This window comes from Streptomyces sp. NPDC102462 (genome assembly GCF_044765425.1).
GTDB lineage: Bacteria > Actinomycetota > Actinomycetes > Streptomycetales > Streptomycetaceae > Streptomyces.
In genome coordinates, this window is the sequence record NZ_JBIWKB010000080.1 from 1 (window position 1) to 18963 (window position 18963).

An 18963-nucleotide genomic window follows, 5' to 3' on the forward strand; every position below is an offset into this window, starting at 1 on the left:
AGATCCTCGCCAAGGTCCGACTCGTCCAGACCAGCGTGAAGAAACTCGTCAATAACAACTCGAAGTAACTCAATCAGGGTCACGAGACACTAGCCTGGTCGCCGTGGGGAAGCGGTGGAAGAGAGCGCGGCTCGACCTGGCCGTGGACCGGGGCCGTTGTGGGTGCTGCTCGACATGGTCATCGCGTACCTGTCGGCGGTCATCGCCGTCGGGCCGTCCGACCACACGGCCTCGGTGCTGTCCGGCGGGATCGCCGAACGCGGGTGCGCGGTGGTGTGGTTCGTGGCGATCGCGGGGCGACGGTTCGCACCGCTGTGTGCCTTGTGGGCGGCCGCGGCGGCGACCGTGACGGCGGTCGCAGCGGGGGCGGAGGTCACGAACGTGTCGCTGGCGACCGCGCTCGCCCTCACGCTTGTGGTGCAGACCCGGCCGGTCGGGCAAGCCGTCACGTGCGCGGCACCCCCGGCCCTCATGGCCGTCGCCGCACTCGTCGCCGACCAGAACGCCTTCGTGCCCGCACTCGCCGTGCACACGGTGGCCTGGATCACCGGGTCCGCCGGACGGGCGCGTCGCGAGGTGCGGGACGCCCTTCGGGCCCGCGAGAGCGAACAGGCCGTCTCAGCGGAACCACCCCGGATGGCCAGGGAGTTGCACGACGCGGTCGGCCATGCGGTGACCGTGATGGTCACCCATGCCGGGGCCGCCAGGCTCACCCGCGGGAGCCAGTCGCCGCCCGTGCGTGAGGCGTTGTCGCGGATCGAGGAGGTCGGGCGGAGCGCGATGACCGACCTCGACCGGATCCTCGGCCTCCTCACCGACGGCTACGACCTCGACGCCTCGCTCCGGGCGATGGTGGCTCGTCTGCCCGCTGACGTCACCGTCCAACTGCGGCTTTGCGAACCGTGGTTGCTGGAGCGCCTGGTTCCCCCGGTTGCCCACGCGGTCGGCCGCATCGCGCAGGAGGCGCTGACCAACGTCGTCCGCCACGCGCGCCCGGCCCGGGCTGTCGTCACCGTCGACGTGAAGGACGGTGCGGCCGGTGTGGTCGTCACCGACGACGGGCCCGGCTCCGCGGCACACCGGCCGGGCGGCGGACGGGGGCTGACCGCGATGCGGGAACGCGTCAGCGTCCTCGGCGGCAGCCTTGAGGCGGGCCCGTGCGACGGCGGCGGCTGGCGCGTGGCCGCCGTGATCCCGCTCGACATGCCGATGCCGTCGAAGAGGCCGGCCCGGCTGCGAAAGCCGCGCACCCCGCACAAGCCGCGCTCGCCTCCAAGGAGGAGCCCTCGTGATACGTGTCCTGCTCGCCGACGACGAGGACCTGATGCGCGCCGGCCTGCGGATGATGCTGCAGACCCAGCCCGACCTCACCGTGGTCGGCGAGGCCGCCGACGGCCGGGAGACGGTGCGGCTGGCCGCGGCCACGGCGCCGGACGTGGTGCTGATGGACGTACGGATGCCGCTGCTCGACGGAGTGGCCGCCACACGGCAGATCACCGGCGCCGCCCAGCACGGCGGGCCCAGAGTGCTGATCCTGACCACCTTCGAGCTCGACGAGTACGTATTCGACGCCGTTCGCGCCGGCGCCGGCGGCTTCCTCCTCAAGCGCAGCCCGCCGGAAGTCCTCATCGACGGCATCCGCACCCTAGCCGCCGGAGAGGCCCTGCTCGGCCCGTCGATAACCCGGCGCCTGCTCGCCGAGTTCGCCCGCGCGACCCCGGCCGCACACCAGCCGGAGATCACCCGTCGCCTGTCCCGGCTCACCGGACGCGAACACGGTGTCCTGCTCCTGCTCGGCCGCGGCCTGTCCAACGCGGAGATCGCCGCGCGCCTCCACATCGGCGAGGCGACCGTGAAGACACACGTCACACGTGTCCTGGACAAACTCGCCCTGCGCGACCGCGTCCACGCCGTCGTCTTCGCCTTCGACCACGGCCTGGTGCGCCCGGGCGGCGGCTGACTCCGAGCACCCGGCCGGGCTCAGGCCCTCATCGGTTGCTCAGGGCGGTGTTTGGCCGTATCAGGGGCGTACATCGACGTAGTCGCCGGCGGCCGTGGCCGGGCCGGTGGTGGTGGTGGTGCCGGTGAACTTCCACCGCCAGTAGCCGTCCCTGACCGCCTTGACCGTGGCGCGCAGGGTGCCGGTGCCGCTGGTCTTCACCGTGGCCACGGTGGTGTAGGTGCTGCTGCCCTTGGGGCGGAACTGCAGTTTGACGCCTCGGCCCGCGTATCCCGCATACCGGTAGGTGTCCCAGTCGGCCCGCACGAGCTTGCCGGTGACGGTGATACGAGCGCCCTTGGCCACCGGTTCCGGTGAGGCGTTGACCGTGAGCTGCGCGGCACGCTTGAGGCCGAACGACCCCACACCGGGGGCGAAGACCGAATCGCCGTCGTTGGCGTCGACCAAGGCGTCGACCGACCATGTTCCCGCGTTGGCGTTGGCCAGGTCCACCGGATCGTCGCTGCCCGGTGCCGGGTGGGCGTTGGCGGTGAACACCGTCGTGCATGCCGTCGCGGTCTCGCAGAACGCGTCGGTGGTGTAGAAACCGCCGTGCGGCCCCTTCAGATCCACATCGGCGAACGACAGGCCGGAGTCGTCCGATCCGGTGACCGTGACCGGGAACACCACGTTGTGTGTGATGCCCACGATGACGTCATGTCCGGAGTTCACGGTGGCACCGCTGACCACAGGGCCGCCGGGCGTGGCATCGGCCGAGGCGCCGGCCCCCGCCAGCAGAACGGCGACGGCCCCGACCACGGCACTGCGGGATGTCGCGCGCCGGCCGGGCCTGCGCCGTGGGGCACGTGCGGTGGCGGTGAGCTGAGCGATGTCGCGCCGACCGCTTTGTCCGGCCCCAGGTGGTGCGGCGAAGCGGCTCATGAGTCCCCCCAGGGATGTCAGGCCACGCTGTCAACGGCCCTACGAGCGAGGGGATTTGACAGCAAGGGCGGCAGACGGATGTCTGTCACCCCCTACGACTGCCTGACCGGCCCGATGGTTGCCCCGTTCCCTGCTTCGTGGTCCGGGGCTCGGACCTCCCGGCGTACCTGCAGCTCATGTGAATGGATGATGTAACCTCATGAATCTGAGTTCAGATCATCGAGGTCGGGGGCAGATTCTTGAAGCCAGGACGATCCCATGCGGCGCGGTGGGGAAGCGGAGCATGCGCGGTCCTGTCCGTCGTCGTCGCGAGCGGCTGCGGCACGAGCGGCGCGGCGAAGGGCGACGACGACGGCGAGAGACCGCGCACCGCACTGGTCACCGCGCTGAGCCGAGTACAGGACAGCCATCTGACGCAAGACTGGATCGAGTTCGGCGACGTGGCTGCGCTCCGCTCCCGGAGCGACGGCGGGTCCGGCTCGAAGCCGGACCCACTGCTCGGATACGGCGAGCCCAAGCTGGCCGATGCCGCGGCGCTGCTGCCCGAGCTGACCGGCATCGATCCGTTCGCGGCCCGGACCGCCCTCTCGGTCGGCTACCCGCCCGACCCGGTCGGCTTCCTGTACGGAACCTTCAACACGACGGCGATCGGCTCGAAGCTCCGGAAGCTCGGGTACGCGCAGCACGACCTCGCCGGTGGGGAGACAACCTGGATCATCCGCGACCACCACAAGATCGACGAGAAGGACCCGCTCGCACAGCTGGGCATCGTCACCGCGCTGAACGTCGTACGTGTCTCACCGCAACGCATCGTCTACGCAGGATCGAGCGCGGACATCGACAAGGCGCTCCCCGTCACCAAGCCGCTCGCCGACAACGAGGCGGTCGGCGGGATCGCGGACTGCCTCGGCCAGGTCAAGGCCGCACGGATCGGCTTCGACGTGAAGATCGCTACCACGCCGCTGGGCGTCGGCGTCACAGAGTCGTCGGGGACCGATGCCACGGAGGTCGTCTGCATGACGACGGCGAGCCAGGACGCGGCCGAGGCGATCGCGTCGGCCTGGCCCAGCCGGGTGAAGTCGACGGTCTCCGCCCTGTCCGCCGAGCCCTGGTCGAACCTCCTCACCCAGCCACGGGCCAAGGTCATCGGCGGTCCCTCCCACGTCGTACGACTGACCGCGCGGCCCACCGGTTCGACGCGGGCGCTGTTCGACGCCTGGACGAGCGGAGATCTCGGGCCACTGCTGACCGGCGCGAAACCCGACCCCGAGGTCTCGGTTCGATAGGGCCGCCGCCCGGCACAGCGCCGGCCGCTGACCGCCCGACCCAGCCATCCGATATCAGCTCATGTGAATGACTTTTCTCAGCCATCCATATGAGCTGATATCCTGTCCGTGCTCGTCGCCCCTCCAGAGGAAGAGAAGGTCCGTTGCGCATCCGAACAAGGACCATGTCCACGGCGGCGTTGCTCGCCGTGGCCGCCCTGGCCGCTGTCACCGCGTGTTCGTCCAGCGACGGTCGCGCTGTCACCGGCGGCGACGACAGCACCCCGACCGTCATTCCCCCGTCGGTCACTGCCGCCACCGGCGCTCCGACGGCCGGCGTTGCTGACGATGCGTCGGCTGACGTGACGATCGACTCCTGCGCGGTCGACGCCGCCACGAAGATACCCAAGGCCGAACTCACGGTGACCAACCACGGCAGCGACACGGCGACCTACACCATTCGGCTCGAGTTCGTCGACGGCGGCGGGACGAGGGTGGCGGAGGGCGCCGCAATCGCGAACAGTCTGGCGGCGAACCAACAGGCGAAGGAGACGGCCGACGGGACGGCCCAGGTCACCTCGGACGTCACCTGCAAACTCGCCAAGGTCCAGCGCCTCGCCGGCATGTGACCGGCGTGGTTCAGTCCGCCGTGACCTGTGCCGCCTCCGGTGGGGACTGCCGAGCCGCGGGGCCGGCATCATTCCTGAATCCGGCAGCCTCGCAAGGGACATCACTGCCGGGCTCTGGCAGTGCGCTCACGCGAGGCGGACTGGAGCATTCAATCCATGATCAGGATGCTCGTCGTGGAAGACATGCAGGTGGTCCGGGCGGGCCTGGTCGCTCTCCTCGATGATGAGTTCGGCATCGAGGTCGTGTCTCAGGCTGCCGACGCGGCCGAAGCACTGGAGGCCGTGGAGCGAGCGGCACCGGATGTCGCGCTCCTCGACATCGACCTGCCGGGCATGGACGGCCTGGCCTTGGCGCATGAGCTGTCCGAGCGGGTGCCGGCCTGCCGTACCGTCATGCTCACGGCCCTGGACCGGCCCGGTCACGTGCAGCGTGCCTTGGACGCGGGAGCGTCCGGGTACGTACTGAAGAGCGTCTCGCCGAAGGAACTCGCGGAGGCCGTTCGCACGGTCGCCGTCGGTGGCCGGGTGATCGAACCACGCGAGCTCGCCGACTCGGTGGGATCGGTCACCCCGCTCACGGCGCGCGAGGCGGAGGTGCTCAGGCTGGCCGCGAGCGGTGCGGATGCGCGGGCGATCGCCGGCGAGCTGTTCCTCAGCGTGGGCACCGTACGCAACCGCTTGTCGGCCGCGGTGGGGAAGTTACACGCCCGCACCCTGGTGGACGCGATCCGCATCGCCGAGCGTCACGGATGGATCTAGGGGCAGGTCGGCGGTCAGGCTGAAACGTGGACCCGTGACTTCCGCTTCGAGCGTGCCGCTCATCGCCAGGGCACGGAACTTCAGGCTGGTCAGGCCGCTACCGGAGCGAGCACCCTCCGGGACCGGTGCGACGCCGTTGTTGACGATGCGCAGCCGGACACGGGACCGGACCACCTTCACCTCGATGTCGCAGCGGGACGCCCGGCTGTGCTGGAGCACGTTGCCGATGCCTTCGCGCAGCACAGCGCCCAGACAGTGGCTCACCGGCCCCGGGAGTTCCCGCTGGGGCAGGAGCGAGGTACGGGTGGCGATCCCGGACCGCGACAACAGGCTTCGAGCGTGCACGAGTTCCGTGTGCAGGTCGGCGGAGAGGCGGTTCCCCGTGATACCCCGCACCTCGGCGTGGGCCCGTCGTGCCATCTTCGCGATGTCGCTCAGCGCCTCATGGCCGGGTGAGGAGACCGGGGTGCGACGCAGCGCGCTCTCGCTCTGCACGGCGATGGCGATGAGGGAGGAGCCGACCAGGTCGTGCAGGTCCTGCGATATCCGGGCCCGTTCCCGGTGTTCGGCGAGCCGGGCCGCCTGACTGTGCGATGCCTGCAGCCGCGCGGCGAGCAGCGCGAGGTGGACGACCGCGTACACGCCACTTCCGGTCACCACCGTGGACACCAGAACGCTCATCCCGCTGCGGTGCGTGTTCACCAGGCTGCTGTGCACCAGCAGCGGCCCGCTCGCCGCGACCGCCACCGCGATGGCGATGGACGCGGGCCGGGGCACGGTCAGCAGCACAGCCCCGGCCAGGAAGCCCAACAGGCTCAGCCACTTGTACTCGAAGACCAGCACGGGCAGGTAGGTGAGCAGGGTCTGGAGGCCGAGCAGTCGCCACCGCCACTGATGCGGCAGTCGGTAGGGCGGCGGCGCGTACTGGCCCAGCAGCACGGCGGGAAGCAGGATCAGCAGGATGAGCCCGGTGATCAGCGTTCCTTTGCTGAGGGGCTGGGCCAGCACGTCCACGGCGAGCAGCGTGAGCGAACCGGTCACCAGGAGTGCGAGGGACAGCCAGGCTACTCGGGAAGCCTGACTCATCCGTATCCGATGCCCCACCGTTGTTCCCCCCACGACACTCAGCTCTCACTTTTTTGCGGTTGACCAGTGAAAGGCGCACCTCACCGCCCACGGATGACCGCTCAGGTGGGGCAAAGGTTGTGCACAGGACTGGTGAAGATCTCACTTCTTTCGTGATCGCAAGAGTGATCGGATCGGGCGCCCGTATGTTCCCAGTCGCAAGGGATGCCATTCGATGAGACATGCCGTGCCCCGCTCGCGGGGCCCTGCGCTCGCCCTCCACCGTCGCAGACGGGCTCTGTCGCGTATCGCGCTGAGCGCCGCCATGCTGCTGGCGGCCGAAGCCGCCCTCTTGGTCGGCGAGACGGGTGACGCCGTGGCCCTCAACCTCTCCGGCCAACGCCAGGAAGCGCCCGCGGCCGAGCCGAAGAAGCCGAGTGTCCAGCAGGCGGCCGACATACCCTCCGCCCGCGTCGCCGCCCGGCTGCAGGGCCATCGCGTGGAGGCGTTGAGCGAGCGGACCGAGACCTCGACCACCTGGGCCGACAAGGACGGCAGTCTGACCACGGAGATGGCTGCGGGACCGATCCGGTTCCAACGCGACGGCCAGTGGACCGACGTCGACGTCGAGCTTCAGGAAGTGGCCGGCGGAGTCGAGCCGAAGGCCCACCCGGAAGGGCTGCGCCTGGCCGGCGAGTCCGGGATTCCGGCGACGTCGCTGAAGGCCGCGCGTGCGGCCAAGGCCACCGACCTGGTGACGCTCGGCGAGGGCGACCAGCAGATCACCCTCCAGTGGAAGGGCGGTCTGCCGCAGCCCAAGCTCGACGGGACACGAGCGGAGTACACCGACGCCGTACCGGGCGCGGACGTGGTCGTCGAAGCCACGCGTACCGGGTTCGAACAGTACGTCGAGATCAGGCAGCGCCCCGGGACGGGCGGCTACTCCTACACGCTGCCGCTGAAGGCCAAGGGCCTGAAGGCGAAGCAACTGTCCGACGGCAGCGTGCTGTTCACCGACAAGAAGAACAAGAAGCGGGCCGTCATGCCGGCACCGGTGATGTGGGACGCGTCGGTCGACAAACGGTCCGGCGAGCACACCCACCGTGCCCAGGTCGGCCTCAAGGTCGTGCAGAAGGGCTCGTCCGTCGACCTGGTGATCACCCCGGACGCCACGTTCCTCGCCGACCCGGACACCCAGTACCCGGTCACCGTCGACCCGTCCACCTCCGCGCTGTCCAACGTCTTCGACACCTATGTGCAGCAGGGCGAGACGGTCGACTGGTCCACCGACACCGAACTGGACTTCGGCAATCCCGGTACGAAGAACGCAGACGGTACCCCGCGCACGGCACAGACCTTCGTCTCGTGGAACACCACACCGGTCCAGGACGCGCTGGTTCTCGACGCGAAGCTGAGCCTGTGGAACTTCCACTCGGGTAACACCGACTGCAAGCTCTACCCGTGGGAGGTCTGGTCCTCCGCGGCGGCGTCCACCTCCAGCCGGTGGACGAACCGTCCGACGATGACGGCGAAGAAGGCCACCTCCACGGAGACCCGCGGCAACGCCGGATGCTCCACCCAGCCGGACGGCTGGATCAACGCCGACGTGACGACGCTGGTGCAGGAGTGGGCCTCGGCCAAGGCCACCCGAGGCCACATGGGTATCCGCGCCTCCGACGAGACGGTCGTGGGCCAGTGGAAGCGGGTCAACTCCGCCAACGCCGCCTCCAACCCGCCGAAGCTGGTCGTCAACTACAACTACCGGCCGCGCACCGGAACCAAGCAGGAGGCAGGCCCGCCGTACTTCTCCTACAGCGGCGCCTACATGGTCAACACCATGACGCCGACGCTGCGGGACACCTTCGTCGATGCCGACGGTGACAAGGTCAACGGCACCTTCGAGATCCGGGACAGCGCCACCGACACCCAGGTCGGCACCTACCTGGTGTCCAAGTACGTGCCCTCCGGCCAGGTTGCGTCGGTGACCGTGCCCTCCGGCGTGCTCGTGGACGGCAAGACCTACAAGTTCCGTACGTCGCCGTACGACGGCACGCACTACAACACCGGCTGGTCGGCCTGGAAGACGTTCACGGTCGACACCAAGGCGCCCTCCGCCCCCGCGAAGATCACGTCCACGGACTACCCGTCGGACAAGTGGGTCAAGGGCGCCGGCCAGGCCGGTACCTTCACCGCCACTCCGCCCGGCTCCGACCACAACTGGCTGGAGTGGTCGCTGGACGGTGTGACCTGGACCAAGGTCGCCACCGGCGGCTCGGCCGCGGACAAGGCCCTCAGCATCGCACCGCCGAAGGACGGCACCCACACCCTTCAGGTCCGGGCCGTGGACAAGGCGGACAACAAGTCCGAGGCCATCGAGTACACCTTCCACGCGGGGCCCGGCGGCTTCATCCAGCCCTCCGACAGCGAACGCACCGCCCGCCGCCTGCCGTTGGTCGCCGAGGCCGACGCCGGCAAGTACACCAGCGTGTCCTTCTCCTGGCGCCGCTCCGAGGCCGACGACTGGGTGAGGATCCCGGTCGCGGACGTCACCTCGGGCGGCAACGGACTCACCGCATGGCCGGTGGCGCTGACCAACGGCAAGAACGCCCAACTGGTGTGGAACGCCGCCGGCACCGTGGACCCCGACGGCTCCGTGCAGATCAAGGCCGACTTCACCGGCCCGAACAGCGCCTCCGGCAGCACCGAACCGCTGACCGTCGTCGTCGACCGCAACGCCGACGGCGCCGCAACCGACGAGGTCGGCCCGGGCAGCGTGAACCTGCTCACCGGCGACTACACGCTGTCGGCCACCGACGCCTCGGCGTTCGACCTGGCAGTGTCGCGCAGCGCGTCCTCGCGCGTCCCGGACAAGGGCGCCAAGCAGGAGGGCCAGGCCGCGATCTTCGGCAAGGAGTGGGTGGCCGGCACCGCCGCCGAGATGACCGACTCCGACTTCAGCCACATCCGCAAGATCTCCGACACCGCGGTGGCCGTCGTCGACGCCGAGGGCGAGGAGACCCACTTCACCGCGAACGCGGCCAGGACCGCATGGATTTCCGAGCCGGGCTCGGAGGACCTGACGCTCAAGGGCAGCGTGAGCGGCAGCTTCACCCTCACGGACACCGAGGGCACGGTCACCGAGTTCACCAAGCCGGACACGGCCGCCGCCACCTGGCAGGTCTCCAGCACCCTGCTGGACGGCCTGGCGAACTCCACGACCACCGTGATCTCCGAGACGGTGACGGTGGACGGCAAGAAGCTGGCGCGTCCGAAGCGGATCATCGCCCCTACGTCGGCCGCGACGGCCGCAGCATGCACCGCGGACCCGTCCACCAAGGGCTGTCGTCTGCTGGAGTTCGTGTACGCGACCTCCACCACGGCCACCGACACCTCGTACGGCGACTTCGCGGGGCAGGTCAGGGAGATCCGCCTGTGGTCCACCGTCCCCGGCGCGTCCGCGGCCACGTCGAAATCGGTGCAGATGTACCTGTACGACGGCGGCGGCCGACTGCGCCAGGTGTGGAACCCGCAGATCAGCCCGTCGCTGAAGACCGAGTACGCCTACGACAGCGCGGGCCGCGTCACCAAGCTCACCCCGGCCGGTGAACTGCCGTGGACCTTCACCTACGGCAAGGCGGGAGGCGCCGCCACCGCCGGGGACGGCATGCTGCTCAAGGCCTCCCGCCCGGGGCTGAAGCAGGGCACGGCCGATGTCGAGGAGGGCACGGCGGCCACCAGCGTCGTCTACGACGTGCCGCTGACCGGCAGCACCGCCCCGAACAAGATGGGCGCCTCGGATGTGAAGGGCTGGGGCCAGCTCGACGCCCCGACCGACGCCACCGCCGTCTTCCCGGCCGACGCCGTTCCGGCGTCGAACTCCGGCGGCTCGCTGACGGCGTCCGGCTACAAGCGGGCCGAGGTCCACTACCTCGGCGTCTCCGGCCGTGAGGTCAACTCCGCCACCCCCGGCGGGTACCTCACCACTACCGAGTACGACCGGTTCGGCAACACGGTCCGGGAGCTGAGCGCGGCCAACCGCGGCGTCGCCCTGGGTGTGACCGCCGCCGACAAGGCCGCCCAGGCCGACCTCGGCATCGCGCAGCTCACCAGCGCCGAGCGGGCCGACCTGCTGGCCACCCGCTCCGTCTACAACGACACGGGAACCCGGGAGCTGGAGGAGTTCGGGCCGCTGCGCCGCGTCGACCTGACCGCCGACCTGAAGCAGGGCGCCACCACCCTCGTTCCCGCCGGCACATCGGTGACAGCCCGCACATGGAAGGTCAACGAATTCGACGCCGGCCGCCCGACGGACGGCACCGCCAAGGTCAAGGACCAGGTAACCAGGACGACGACCGGCGCCCAGGTGCGTGAGCACCCGTCCGTCCAGGGCGAGATGCGCGTGACCCAGACGGTCTACGACTGGGCCAAGGGTCTGCCGACGAAGACCATCCAGGACCCGGACGGTCTGGCCATCACCACCACGACGGAGTACGACGCGCAGGGCCGCACCATCAGGCAGTACCTGCCCGGCGCCACGGCAACGGACGCGGGCACCCGGGTGACCACGTACTGGTCCGCGACGGGCACCGGCGCCTGTGCCGGGCGCCCGGAGTGGGCCGACCTGGTGTGCTCCGTCGCCGCGGGCGGCGCCATCACCGCAGGCGGCTCCAACCCGACCGGGCTGCCCACGACCACCACCGAGTACGACTGGTGGGGCAACCCGAACAAGGTCACCGAGACCGCCAACGGCGTGACGCGCACCACCACCACGTCGTACGACGACGCGGGCCGGCAGACCAAGGTCGCCATCACCGGCGGCACCGGCCAGGCGGTCCCGGAGTCCACCACCGAGTACGCCCCGGCCACCGGCCAGGCCGTCAAGACCACCTCGCCCACCGGCGGCACCATCACCAAGGCGTACGACAAGCTCGGCCGCCAGATCTCCTACACCGACGCCGACGGCGGCACGACCACGACCGAGTACGACCTGCTGGGCCGCCCGGTCAAGGCCACCGACACCGTCCCGTCGACCGTCACCTACACCTACGACCACACCGCCGAACCGCGCGGCCTGGTCACCAGCACCACCGACTCGGCGGCCGGCACCTTCAAGGCCACCTACGACGCGGACGGCTCGGTCGCCACCGAGAAACTGCCCGGCGGATACACCCTCACCCAGACCGAGGACACCACCGGATCCGCGACCGACCGCACCTACACCCGCGACAGCGACGGCACGATCGTCTACTCGGACACCGTGACCGAGTCCATCCACGGCCAGGTCGCCGGCCACGCCGGCTGGTCCGACCAGACCTACCGCTACGACGCCATCGGGCGCCTCACCACCGTCGAGGACACCTCCGAGACGATCTGCACCCGCCGCTCGTACACCTTCGACGCGCGCACCAACCGCAAGTCCCTGACCACCGCGAGCGGCACCCCCGGTGCCTCCTGCCCGACCAGCGGAGGCACCACCACCAACTCCGCCTACGACAGCGCCGACCGGATCGTCGACTCCGGTTACACCTACGACGCGTTCGGCCGCACCACCGCCCTGCCGGGCCAGGGCACCGTCGGCTACTACGCCAACGACCTGGCGTACCAGCAGACCGCGGGCGGCAAGCGCCAGACCTGGCAGCTCGATGCCGCACTGCGCTTCCGCTCCTGGACGGTCGAGACCGGCGGCGGCAGCACCTGGACGCGGACCGCGTCCAAGCTCAACCACTACGACAGCGACGGTGACAACCCGCGCTGGATCGTGGAGGACACCGCCACCGGCGCGATCTCCCGCAACGTGGACTCCGCGTCCGGTGACCTCGCCGCCACGACCACCAAGACCGGGGACACGGTCCTGCACCTGACCACCATCCACGGCGATGTGGCACTCCAGCTCCCGCTGGACACGAGCAAGCCACCCGTCGCCCTGGACTCGGACGAGTACGGCAACCCCCGGGTGAGCCAGACCGCCGCGCGGTACGGCTGGCTCGGAGCCAAGCAGCGGTCGAGCGAGACACTCACCGGCCTGACGCTGATGGGCGTACGGCTCTACAACCCCGCCACCGGCCGCTTCCTGACCATGGACCCGGTCTACGGTGGCAGCGCCAACGCCTACGACTACGTCTACGCGGACCCGCTGAACCGCTTCGACCTCGACGGCAAGTGGTGGAGCTGGAAGAAGGTCAAGCGCGCCGCACGCAGGGTGGGCCGCAACGTCCGCAGGAACTGGCGTACCTATGCCGGATACGGCGCGACCGCCGCGTGCATCGTCGCTTCGGCGGGAACGTGTGCCGTGGCCAGCGTGGCGGTGTTCGCGGCGACGTCCTACGCCGACGTGCGCAGGCACGGGTGGCGGAAGTCGCGTGGCAGCATCCTGAGGAATGCGGCGTGGACGGCTGTCGGAGTCGGTGCGGGCCGCTTCGCAGCAGGGTCGTGGTGGAAGTCGAGCCGCGGCTTCGCCAGAGCCGGCCGACACGCCGCAGGGCGGGCCCGCCACGCCATGCGGTTCTCCTCGCGGCGTACTGCCTGGAACTATGCAGGTAACGCCTGGACGGGAACACTCACCTGCGGCATGAGCTGGAAGATGCGGTACTGCTAGGCGGCTGCCGCTGAAGTCGGGGTGCCGTGCCTGGTGCACGGCACCCCGGAACATGGAGATCAAGGGTGCATTACAGGAATCGAGTTGTCTTCGGCGCGGCAGTCATCGGCGTCGTCGCCCAGCCATGCGTAGCGGCCTATGTCCTGCTCACAGCAGAGACCGATGGTGACGGGCTTGTGAACGCTGCGGCGTTGCTGTCCATGGCATCGTTCTTCGCGTGGCTCTTCGCCAGAATCGGAATACAACCCTTGATCAGGTGTGAGCACGGCCTCCTCAGCATCCACAACCCGCTGCTCTCGTATCGTGCACCGCTTTCTGACGTTCAATTCCTGGCGCGGGACGGGGCAGTCGGCCTGCGTATCGAAGGGGTGGGTGTGCTGCGTCCGTGGGTCCTCTCCCGGTCGATCTTTGACGGCAGGCGCGCTCGATCAGCCAGAAGGGAACTTCGGGACCTCATCACCGAGGTGCACGTCGCAGCACCTTCGGGAACGTCGACCGACGGAGGTCCGCCCGCCCGCCGATGGGTCCGCCGGGGGGCCACGGATCTCTTGCTCCTGCCGCCACTCGCCTTCGCGATCTGGAACGTCATCGACATGCTGATGGGCAACTGACCGGCAGGCAATGGCTTGGTCCACTACAAGAAACTGCCCGTCTGCACGCCTCCGCGGCACTGACCTCGTTGACGCATTCCGATATGGGCATATGATGGTCCCATGGCACGAGCGGCGACGACCTCGGACGCGTTCAATGCGATCGCCGAGCCGCAGCGGCGGGAGATCCTGGCGCTGCTGCGGGGCGGCGAGCGGCCCGTGACCGAACTGGCGAGAGACCTGGGGATGAGCCAGCCGCAGGCGTCCAAGCATCTGCGGGTGCTCCGCGAGGTAGGGCTGGTGCGGGTCCGTGGGGCGGGCAAGCAGCGGCTGTACGGCCTGGACGCCCGCGGGCTGCGGCCGGTCCACGAGTGGCTGGGCGGCTTCGAGCAGTTCTGGAACGAGAGCTTCGACCGGCTGGACGAGTACGTGCGAGATCTGAAACAGGCAAGGCAGGAGGAACCACCGGATGACGACGAGCAGTAGCGGCGGCGAGCGGGACCACACGACCGCGGCCCGCGAGATCGTGATCTCCCGGACCATCGGCGCCCCACGGGAGCTGGTGTTCGAGGCGTTCACGCAGGTCCGGCACCTGTCGCGGTGGTGGGGACCGGAGGGGTTCTCCACCACCACGCGGTCCTTCGAGTTCCGCGTCGGCGGGACCTGGGACTTCGTGATGCACGGGCCGGACGGAACCGACTACCAGGAGTGGATCACCTGGCGGGAGATCGTCCCGCCGGAGCGGATCACGCTGGTGCACGGCGAGTCCCGCGACGACCCCAACGCCTTCGAGTCGGCCCTGACCTTCGAGCCGGCCGGCGAGGAGACCCGGGTCGTGATGCGCACGGTGTTCCCCACCAAGGAACTCCGCGACGAGGCGGTGGAGAAGTACCACGCGATCGAGGGCGGCGAGCAGACCCTGCGCAACCTGGCGGACTACGTCGCCGAACTCACCCGGAACGAGACCACAGCACAGAGAGCGGAGGGAGCGGAGAGCTGATGGCCGGGAAGGTGTTCTTCAGCGTGACGATGTCGCTCGACGGTGACGGCATCGAGAGCGCACTCGACCAGGCCCACCAGGTCGCCGACGACCGCGAAACGTCCGCCTCGCCCTCGACCAGGCCCGCACGGACGCGTCATCCCGGGTGACCCACCTGGCCTACACCGTCGGAAAGCGGAGGCAGGCACGCCACGCCGGCCAGCGCCGTGGGTGCGCCGCCCCTGTCAGCGCCAGCACACCTAGCGACACCGCCGGAACCACCGCCACCAGTGCGAAACCCCAATCCCCAAACGCACGGTAGGCGGGCAGCCAGGCCGGTGCCGCGGTGGCGCCACCGAAGAACTGGGCGGACAGAGCGAGGGAGGCGGCGCCGCCGCGGTTGTCGGGGGCGCTGGTGACGGCCAGGGCGTTGGTGGCCGCGCGCAGGCCGGTCACCGCGGCGCCGACCAGGGCGATGCCGCACACCACGACCGGCAGGACGGGACCGAGGGAGGCACACAGCAGGCCCACGGCCATCAGCACGTTGGCGATGACGCTGGTGCGCAGCGGGCCGCTGCTGCGCAGCGCGCGGCCGGCCAGCGGAGCCACCGCGATGCCCGCCACCCCGAACGCCGAGCTGACCAGACCGATTTCCACCGGTCCGAGGCCGAAGCGGTCCTTGACGCGCAGTACCACCAGTACGGTGAGGCCGACCGCGCCGAGGTAGGCGAGGAAGGACACCGCGCAGGCCAGCGCGAGCCGTCGGTTGGCCAGCACGCGCCACGACGCGCGGGTCACGGCCACCCGCCGGGTCGCCGACCGCGACGGCGGGAAGCACACCAGCAGCAGGCCGCACACTCCGGGCACTGCGAACGCGAACCGCCAGTCAAGGGCCGCGCTCGCGCCGCTGAACAGGGGGCTCATGCCCTGCCCCGCGGCCTGTGCGGCGGCGAACCAGCCGAGCGCCTTCGCCAGCCGTGCTCCGCCCACCAGATCGGAGATCGCCGCCACCAGCAGCGGCGTGGTGAAGGCGTTGGTGGCTCCTTGGAGGGCCCGGGCCACGAGGAAGAACTCCATGGTCGGCGCCAGCGCACACAGCACGGTGGCCGCCACGAACGCGGCCAGCGCCGCCCGCAGCACCCGGCGCCGGCCCCACCGCTCCGCGAGCGTGCCGCTGACCAGCATCAGCGTGGCGAACGGAAGCATGTACGCGGTGACGGCGGTGGCCGCGACCCGCGGCGTGCTGTGCAGTCCGGTTGCCACTTCGTGCACGATCGGCGTCACCATCGTGCTGCCGTAGGGCCCGAGGAAGCCGCCGACGTACAGCGGCCACACCCGGTGGCCGCGTCCGCGGCCGGGACGGTGGTCACCCACGGGTCAGTACTCCCGTCGTGGAAAGTGGGACGATACGGCTGCCCGTGGCGGCGTACGGCGGTAACGGCGCCGTACGCCGCCACGGAGCCTACGAAGCGGTCGTCAGGCGGGCAGCAGGTTGTCCACCAGGGAGTTGTACGAGGAGCTGTCCTCCTTGATCAGGTTCCAGCTGCGCATCCAGGCGTAGGTGCGCTGGAACTGGTCCTCCGGGTACGGCGCCGGGTCGACGAACCGCAGCCGCCAGCGGGCGAAGTCCTCGGGCTTGAGATCCGGATCGATCTCCTTCGGCACCTCGGCGATCAGGTGGTGCAGGTAGGGGTAGGGGTCCTCCTGGAGCTTGCGGACGGCCTTGATGACGGCGCGGTTGAGCGCGTCGTAGGTCTCCGTGTCGATGTCGGGTGAGGCGATCTCGGAGCCGACGTAGAAGGCCTCGGTCAGCAACTGGTAGCCCTGCTTCTGGGCGACCGTGATCCATGGCTCCATGAGTGCGGCGGCCGGGACGGTGCCGTCACGCAGCGCCTCGAACCGCTGCTGCGGGCCGCCCACGTGCACCACCTTGATTTCCTCGCGCGGCAGGAACCCCTCCAGGGCCTGGAGCGCGAGGTAGTGCGAGCCGTGGTGGAAGTTGACCGCGACGGGCCGGCCCGCCAGGTCCTGCGGGTGCACGGCGGACGAGCCGGGCGCGACCAGGATGGCCTGGCTGCCGACCGCGGCCCGCTTGCCGACCACCCGGCCGCCGACCTCGGTGTCGTGCGAGCGCCGGATCTGGCCCCACTCGCAGGCGCGGTAGAGGGAGGCGTCGCCGCTCTCGAAGTTGGAGCGGACCGTGCCGAACGAGCTGACGAGTTCGTGGTCGTCCAGGTACGACACGGTCGCGTCGTAGCCCTTGGGCACGAAGTCGACGTCCAGGCCCTCCTCTTCGTAGAAGCCCTCGTCCTTGGCGACGAGCTGGGGCAGCGAGAAGACCAGGGAGAGGGTCTCCATGGTGATTTTCTTCCGGGGTGCCATCTGGGACACGTTCCTTTCGGTCGGTGTGTGTCGGTCGGGTTGTGGGCTGCGGCGCGGCACCTAGCCGAGGGCGGCGAGGATCTTGTTCTGGTGGTCGAAGATCCGCGGGTCCTCCGGCGTGCGGGGCCGGGGCAGGTCGATGGTGAACTCCTCGCGGATGACCGCGGGACGGCCGTCGAGGACGATCACCCGGTCGGCGAGGAAGGCGGCCTCCAAGGGGTTGTGCGTGACCAGCAGCCCGGTCCTGGGGCGCGTCGCCCACAGTTCCTGGAGCAGCAGACGCAGCCGCCGCGCCGTGAGCTGGTCGAGCGCGCTGAACGGCTCATCGAGCAGGACCAGTTCGGGCTGGACCGCGAACGCGCGGGCGATCGCGACACGTTGCCGCTGGCCGCCGGAGAGCGCTGACGGGTACCGGTCGGCATAGTCGGCGAGCCCCACGTCCGCGAGCGCCTGCCCGGCGTCGGCCGGATCGAGACCCGCGCTGGTGAGGGCGAGTTCCACATTGCGGCGCACCGAGATCCAGTCGAGCAGCCGCGGCTGCTGGAAGACCACGCCGAGTCGGCCCCGGGGGCCTGATCCCCCGGGCTCGCCCGACCGGTCCCGCCTGCCTGGCGTGCGCGGGACGCCGGACGCCTCTCCGCCGGTCCTGATCTCGCCGGTGTCCGGCTTCTCCAGACCCGCCACCAGATGCAGAAGGGTGGTCTTGCCGGTGCCCGAGGCACCGACGACCGCGACGAGTTCACCGTCGCGGACGGTCAACGCGAAGTCCTGGAAGACGGTTTCGTGTGCACCGGTACGGGTGCTGGTGAACACCTTGGTGACGCCGTCGAGGACGACGCGGGCGTGTGCGGCGCCGGTGTGCGCGGTGGTCATACGGCCGCCGCCTTCCGCCAGCGCCCCAGGCGCCGCTCCAGCGCCTGGAGGACGCCGTACTCAAGGATCGCCATCACGACGGCGAACAGCAGCGTCCAGCTCAGCACCCCGGCCACGTTCTGCGCCGCGAACTGGTTGTTGAGCTGGTAGCCCACGCCGCTCGACATGCCGAACATCTCCACGAGCACGATCACCTTCCAGGCGAGCGAAAGACCGAGACGGGCCCCGGAGAGCAGCGCGGACTGGAGCGACGGCAGCCACAGGTAGCGCAGCTTGGTCCAGGTGGAGAAGCCGTAGATGTACGCCATCTCGCGCAACTCGGAGTCCATGGCGCGGGTGCCCTGATAGATGCTGAGGGTCAGGGCGGGCGCGGCGGACAGCGCCACGGCCATCACCGGGTTGGTGAGCGAGACCCCGAACCAGATGACGCACAGCAGCGCCCACACCAGGCTCGGCACCGTCAGGCCGATCAGCACGGCGGGTTCGAAGAAGCGCCGTACGAACTCCACCCGGCCCATGGCGATGCCGACCACCACCGCGATGACGAAGGCCAGCAGGAAACCGAGGCCGACCCGGAGCATCGTGACGCCCAGGGAGTCGTAGAACAGCCGCTGGGTGGCGGTGTCCGTCAGCGACGTCCAGATGGTCGGCACATCCGGTATCAGGACGTTGTGGCTTCGGACGGCGAGGATCTGCCAGCCGCCGATCAGCACCGCCAGGAAGGCGGCGACCGGCAGCACGCTGCGACCGGCACGGGCCGACAGCCTGCCGCGTACGGGACCGGCGGCCGGGCGGTGGCCGGTGCCCTCGGAACTCGCAGGCGCGTCCGGGGTCTTGACGGTGGAGGGTGGTCCGGACCGGTCCGGCTGCGCGGACTGCTCAGGCTGTTCGTGCCGTTCGGCGGCGCCGGGTGAGCGGGCGGATGCGGTGTGATGGGTCATGCTC

Annotated in this window: 15 protein-coding genes and 1 pseudogene; 10 read left to right on the top strand and 6 right to left on the bottom strand. The window is 70.0% G+C overall.

Annotation, left to right across the window (positions count from 1 at the left end):
* Positions 1–636: 636 nt before the first annotated feature.
* Positions 637–1191: pseudogene (locus ACIRFL_RS39340) on the top strand (sensor histidine kinase); the annotation flags it as partial.
* Between the two features lie 97 nt (positions 1192–1288).
* Positions 1289–1960 (top strand): response regulator, encoded by a 672-nt coding sequence (locus ACIRFL_RS39345; RefSeq protein ID WP_404039092.1) that lies wholly within the window; start codon positions 1289–1291, stop codon positions 1958–1960.
* Between the two features lie 60 nt (positions 1961–2020).
* Here the strand turns inward: ACIRFL_RS39345 and ACIRFL_RS39350 are convergent, their stop codons facing one another.
* A complete protein-coding gene (locus ACIRFL_RS39350) occupies positions 2021–2671 on the bottom strand; it encodes a calcium-binding protein (RefSeq protein WP_404039095.1) in 651 nt (216 codons plus the stop codon).
* Between the two features lie 449 nt (positions 2672–3120).
* Between ACIRFL_RS39350 and ACIRFL_RS39355 the strand changes: the two genes are divergently transcribed.
* The 3 genes from ACIRFL_RS39355 to ACIRFL_RS39365 all read left to right on the top strand — a co-directional run bounded on the left by ACIRFL_RS39355 (position 3121) and on the right by ACIRFL_RS39365 (position 5534).
* Positions 3121–4167: a hypothetical protein gene (locus ACIRFL_RS39355; protein ID WP_404039097.1), complete on the top strand. Its 1047-nt coding sequence runs from the start codon at positions 3121–3123 to the stop codon at positions 4165–4167.
* Between the two features lie 164 nt (positions 4168–4331).
* Positions 4332–4775 carry a hypothetical protein gene (locus ACIRFL_RS39360; protein WP_404039100.1) on the top strand — a complete coding sequence of 148 codons (444 nt, stop codon included), beginning with the start codon at positions 4332–4334 and terminating at the stop codon, positions 4773–4775.
* A 156-nt stretch (positions 4776–4931) separates the two neighbouring features.
* Positions 4932–5534 (top strand): response regulator, encoded by a 603-nt coding sequence (locus tag ACIRFL_RS39365; RefSeq protein WP_404039103.1) that lies wholly within the window; start codon positions 4932–4934, stop codon positions 5532–5534.
* Here the strand turns inward: ACIRFL_RS39365 and ACIRFL_RS39370 are convergent.
* A complete protein-coding gene (locus ACIRFL_RS39370; protein WP_404039106.1) occupies positions 5475–6620 on the bottom strand; it encodes a sensor histidine kinase in 1146 nt (381 codons plus the stop codon). The two genes, ACIRFL_RS39365 and ACIRFL_RS39370, sit on opposite strands and share 60 nt — an antisense overlap.
* Before the next feature lie 214 nt (positions 6621–6834).
* Here ACIRFL_RS39370 and ACIRFL_RS39375 point away from each other — a divergent pair, with 214 nt between their 5' ends.
* The 5 genes from ACIRFL_RS39375 to ACIRFL_RS39395 all read left to right on the top strand — a co-directional run bounded on the left by ACIRFL_RS39375 (position 6835) and on the right by ACIRFL_RS39395 (position 14933).
* Entirely contained in the window at positions 6835–13194 is a 6360-nt protein-coding gene (locus ACIRFL_RS39375) for a DNRLRE domain-containing protein (RefSeq protein WP_404039109.1), read from the top strand.
* 65 nt (positions 13195–13259) lie between these two features.
* Positions 13260–13805: a hypothetical protein gene (locus ACIRFL_RS39380; RefSeq protein ID WP_404039111.1), complete on the top strand. Its 546-nt coding sequence runs from the start codon at positions 13260–13262 to the stop codon at positions 13803–13805.
* Between the two features lie 102 nt (positions 13806–13907).
* Positions 13908–14270 carry an ArsR/SmtB family transcription factor gene (locus ACIRFL_RS39385; RefSeq protein WP_404039114.1) on the top strand — a complete coding sequence of 121 codons (363 nt, stop codon included), beginning with the start codon at positions 13908–13910 and terminating at the stop codon, positions 14268–14270.
* The gene (locus ACIRFL_RS39390) at positions 14254–14784 is read left to right on the top strand and encodes an SRPBCC family protein (RefSeq protein WP_404039117.1); all 531 of its coding nucleotides are present in this window, start codon (positions 14254–14256) and stop codon (positions 14782–14784) included. The genes ACIRFL_RS39385 and ACIRFL_RS39390 overlap by 17 nt, the downstream gene beginning before the upstream one ends.
* Positions 14784–14933: a hypothetical protein gene (locus ACIRFL_RS39395; protein WP_404039119.1), complete on the top strand. Its 150-nt coding sequence runs from the start codon at positions 14784–14786 to the stop codon at positions 14931–14933. The genes ACIRFL_RS39390 and ACIRFL_RS39395 overlap by 1 nt, the downstream gene beginning before the upstream one ends.
* Before the next feature lie 10 nt (positions 14934–14943).
* On the opposite strand, the gene ACIRFL_RS39400 is transcribed toward ACIRFL_RS39395, so the two are convergent.
* The 4 genes from ACIRFL_RS39400 to ACIRFL_RS39415 all read right to left on the bottom strand — a co-directional run bounded on the left by ACIRFL_RS39400 (position 14944) and on the right by ACIRFL_RS39415 (position 18959).
* Positions 14944–16137, bottom strand: coding sequence for an MFS transporter (locus tag ACIRFL_RS39400; protein ID WP_404039122.1), 1194 nt, complete (start codon positions 16135–16137; stop codon positions 14944–14946).
* Positions 16138–16239: 102 nt separating this feature from the next.
* Positions 16240–17121 carry an ABC transporter substrate-binding protein gene (locus ACIRFL_RS39405; protein ID WP_404039124.1) on the bottom strand — a complete coding sequence of 294 codons (882 nt, stop codon included), beginning with the start codon at positions 17119–17121 and terminating at the stop codon, positions 16240–16242.
* Between the two features lie 84 nt (positions 17122–17205).
* On the bottom strand, positions 17206–18018 hold the full coding sequence (locus tag ACIRFL_RS39410; protein ID WP_404039127.1) for an ABC transporter ATP-binding protein: 813 nt from the start codon (positions 18016–18018) through the stop codon (positions 17206–17208).
* Positions 18015–18959 (bottom strand): ABC transporter permease, encoded by a 945-nt coding sequence (locus ACIRFL_RS39415; RefSeq protein ID WP_404039129.1) that lies wholly within the window; start codon positions 18957–18959, stop codon positions 18015–18017. The genes ACIRFL_RS39410 and ACIRFL_RS39415 overlap by 4 nt, the downstream gene beginning before the upstream one ends.
* Positions 18960–18963: the final 4 nt, after the last annotated feature.

What these genes read in the sequence shown, in the direction of transcription:
- ACIRFL_RS39360 (WP_404039100.1), top strand. Translation starts at nt 4,332, where the DNA reads ATGTCCACGGCGGCGTTGCTCGCCGTGGCCGCCCTGGCCGCTGTCACC.
- ACIRFL_RS39365 (WP_404039103.1), top strand. Translation starts at nt 4,932, where the DNA reads ATGATCAGGATGCTCGTCGTGGAAGACATGCAGGTGGTCCGGGCGGGC.
- ACIRFL_RS39370 (WP_404039106.1), bottom strand. Translation starts at nt 6,620, where the DNA reads ATGAGTCAGGCTTCCCGAGTAGCCTGGCTGTCCCTCGCACTCCTGGTG.
- ACIRFL_RS39375 (WP_404039109.1), top strand. Translation starts at nt 6,835, where the DNA reads ATGAGACATGCCGTGCCCCGCTCGCGGGGCCCTGCGCTCGCCCTCCAC.
- ACIRFL_RS39385 (WP_404039114.1), top strand. Translation starts at nt 13,908, where the DNA reads ATGGCACGAGCGGCGACGACCTCGGACGCGTTCAATGCGATCGCCGAG.
- ACIRFL_RS39390 (WP_404039117.1), top strand. Translation starts at nt 14,254, where the DNA reads ATGACGACGAGCAGTAGCGGCGGCGAGCGGGACCACACGACCGCGGCC.
- ACIRFL_RS39395 (WP_404039119.1), top strand. Translation starts at nt 14,784, where the DNA reads ATGGCCGGGAAGGTGTTCTTCAGCGTGACGATGTCGCTCGACGGTGAC.
- ACIRFL_RS39405 (WP_404039124.1), bottom strand. Translation starts at nt 17,121, where the DNA reads ATGGAGACCCTCTCCCTGGTCTTCTCGCTGCCCCAGCTCGTCGCCAAG.
- ACIRFL_RS39410 (WP_404039127.1), bottom strand. Translation starts at nt 18,018, where the DNA reads ATGACCACCGCGCACACCGGCGCCGCACACGCCCGCGTCGTCCTCGAC.
- ACIRFL_RS39415 (WP_404039129.1), bottom strand. Translation starts at nt 18,959, where the DNA reads ATGACCCATCACACCGCATCCGCCCGCTCACCCGGCGCCGCCGAACGG.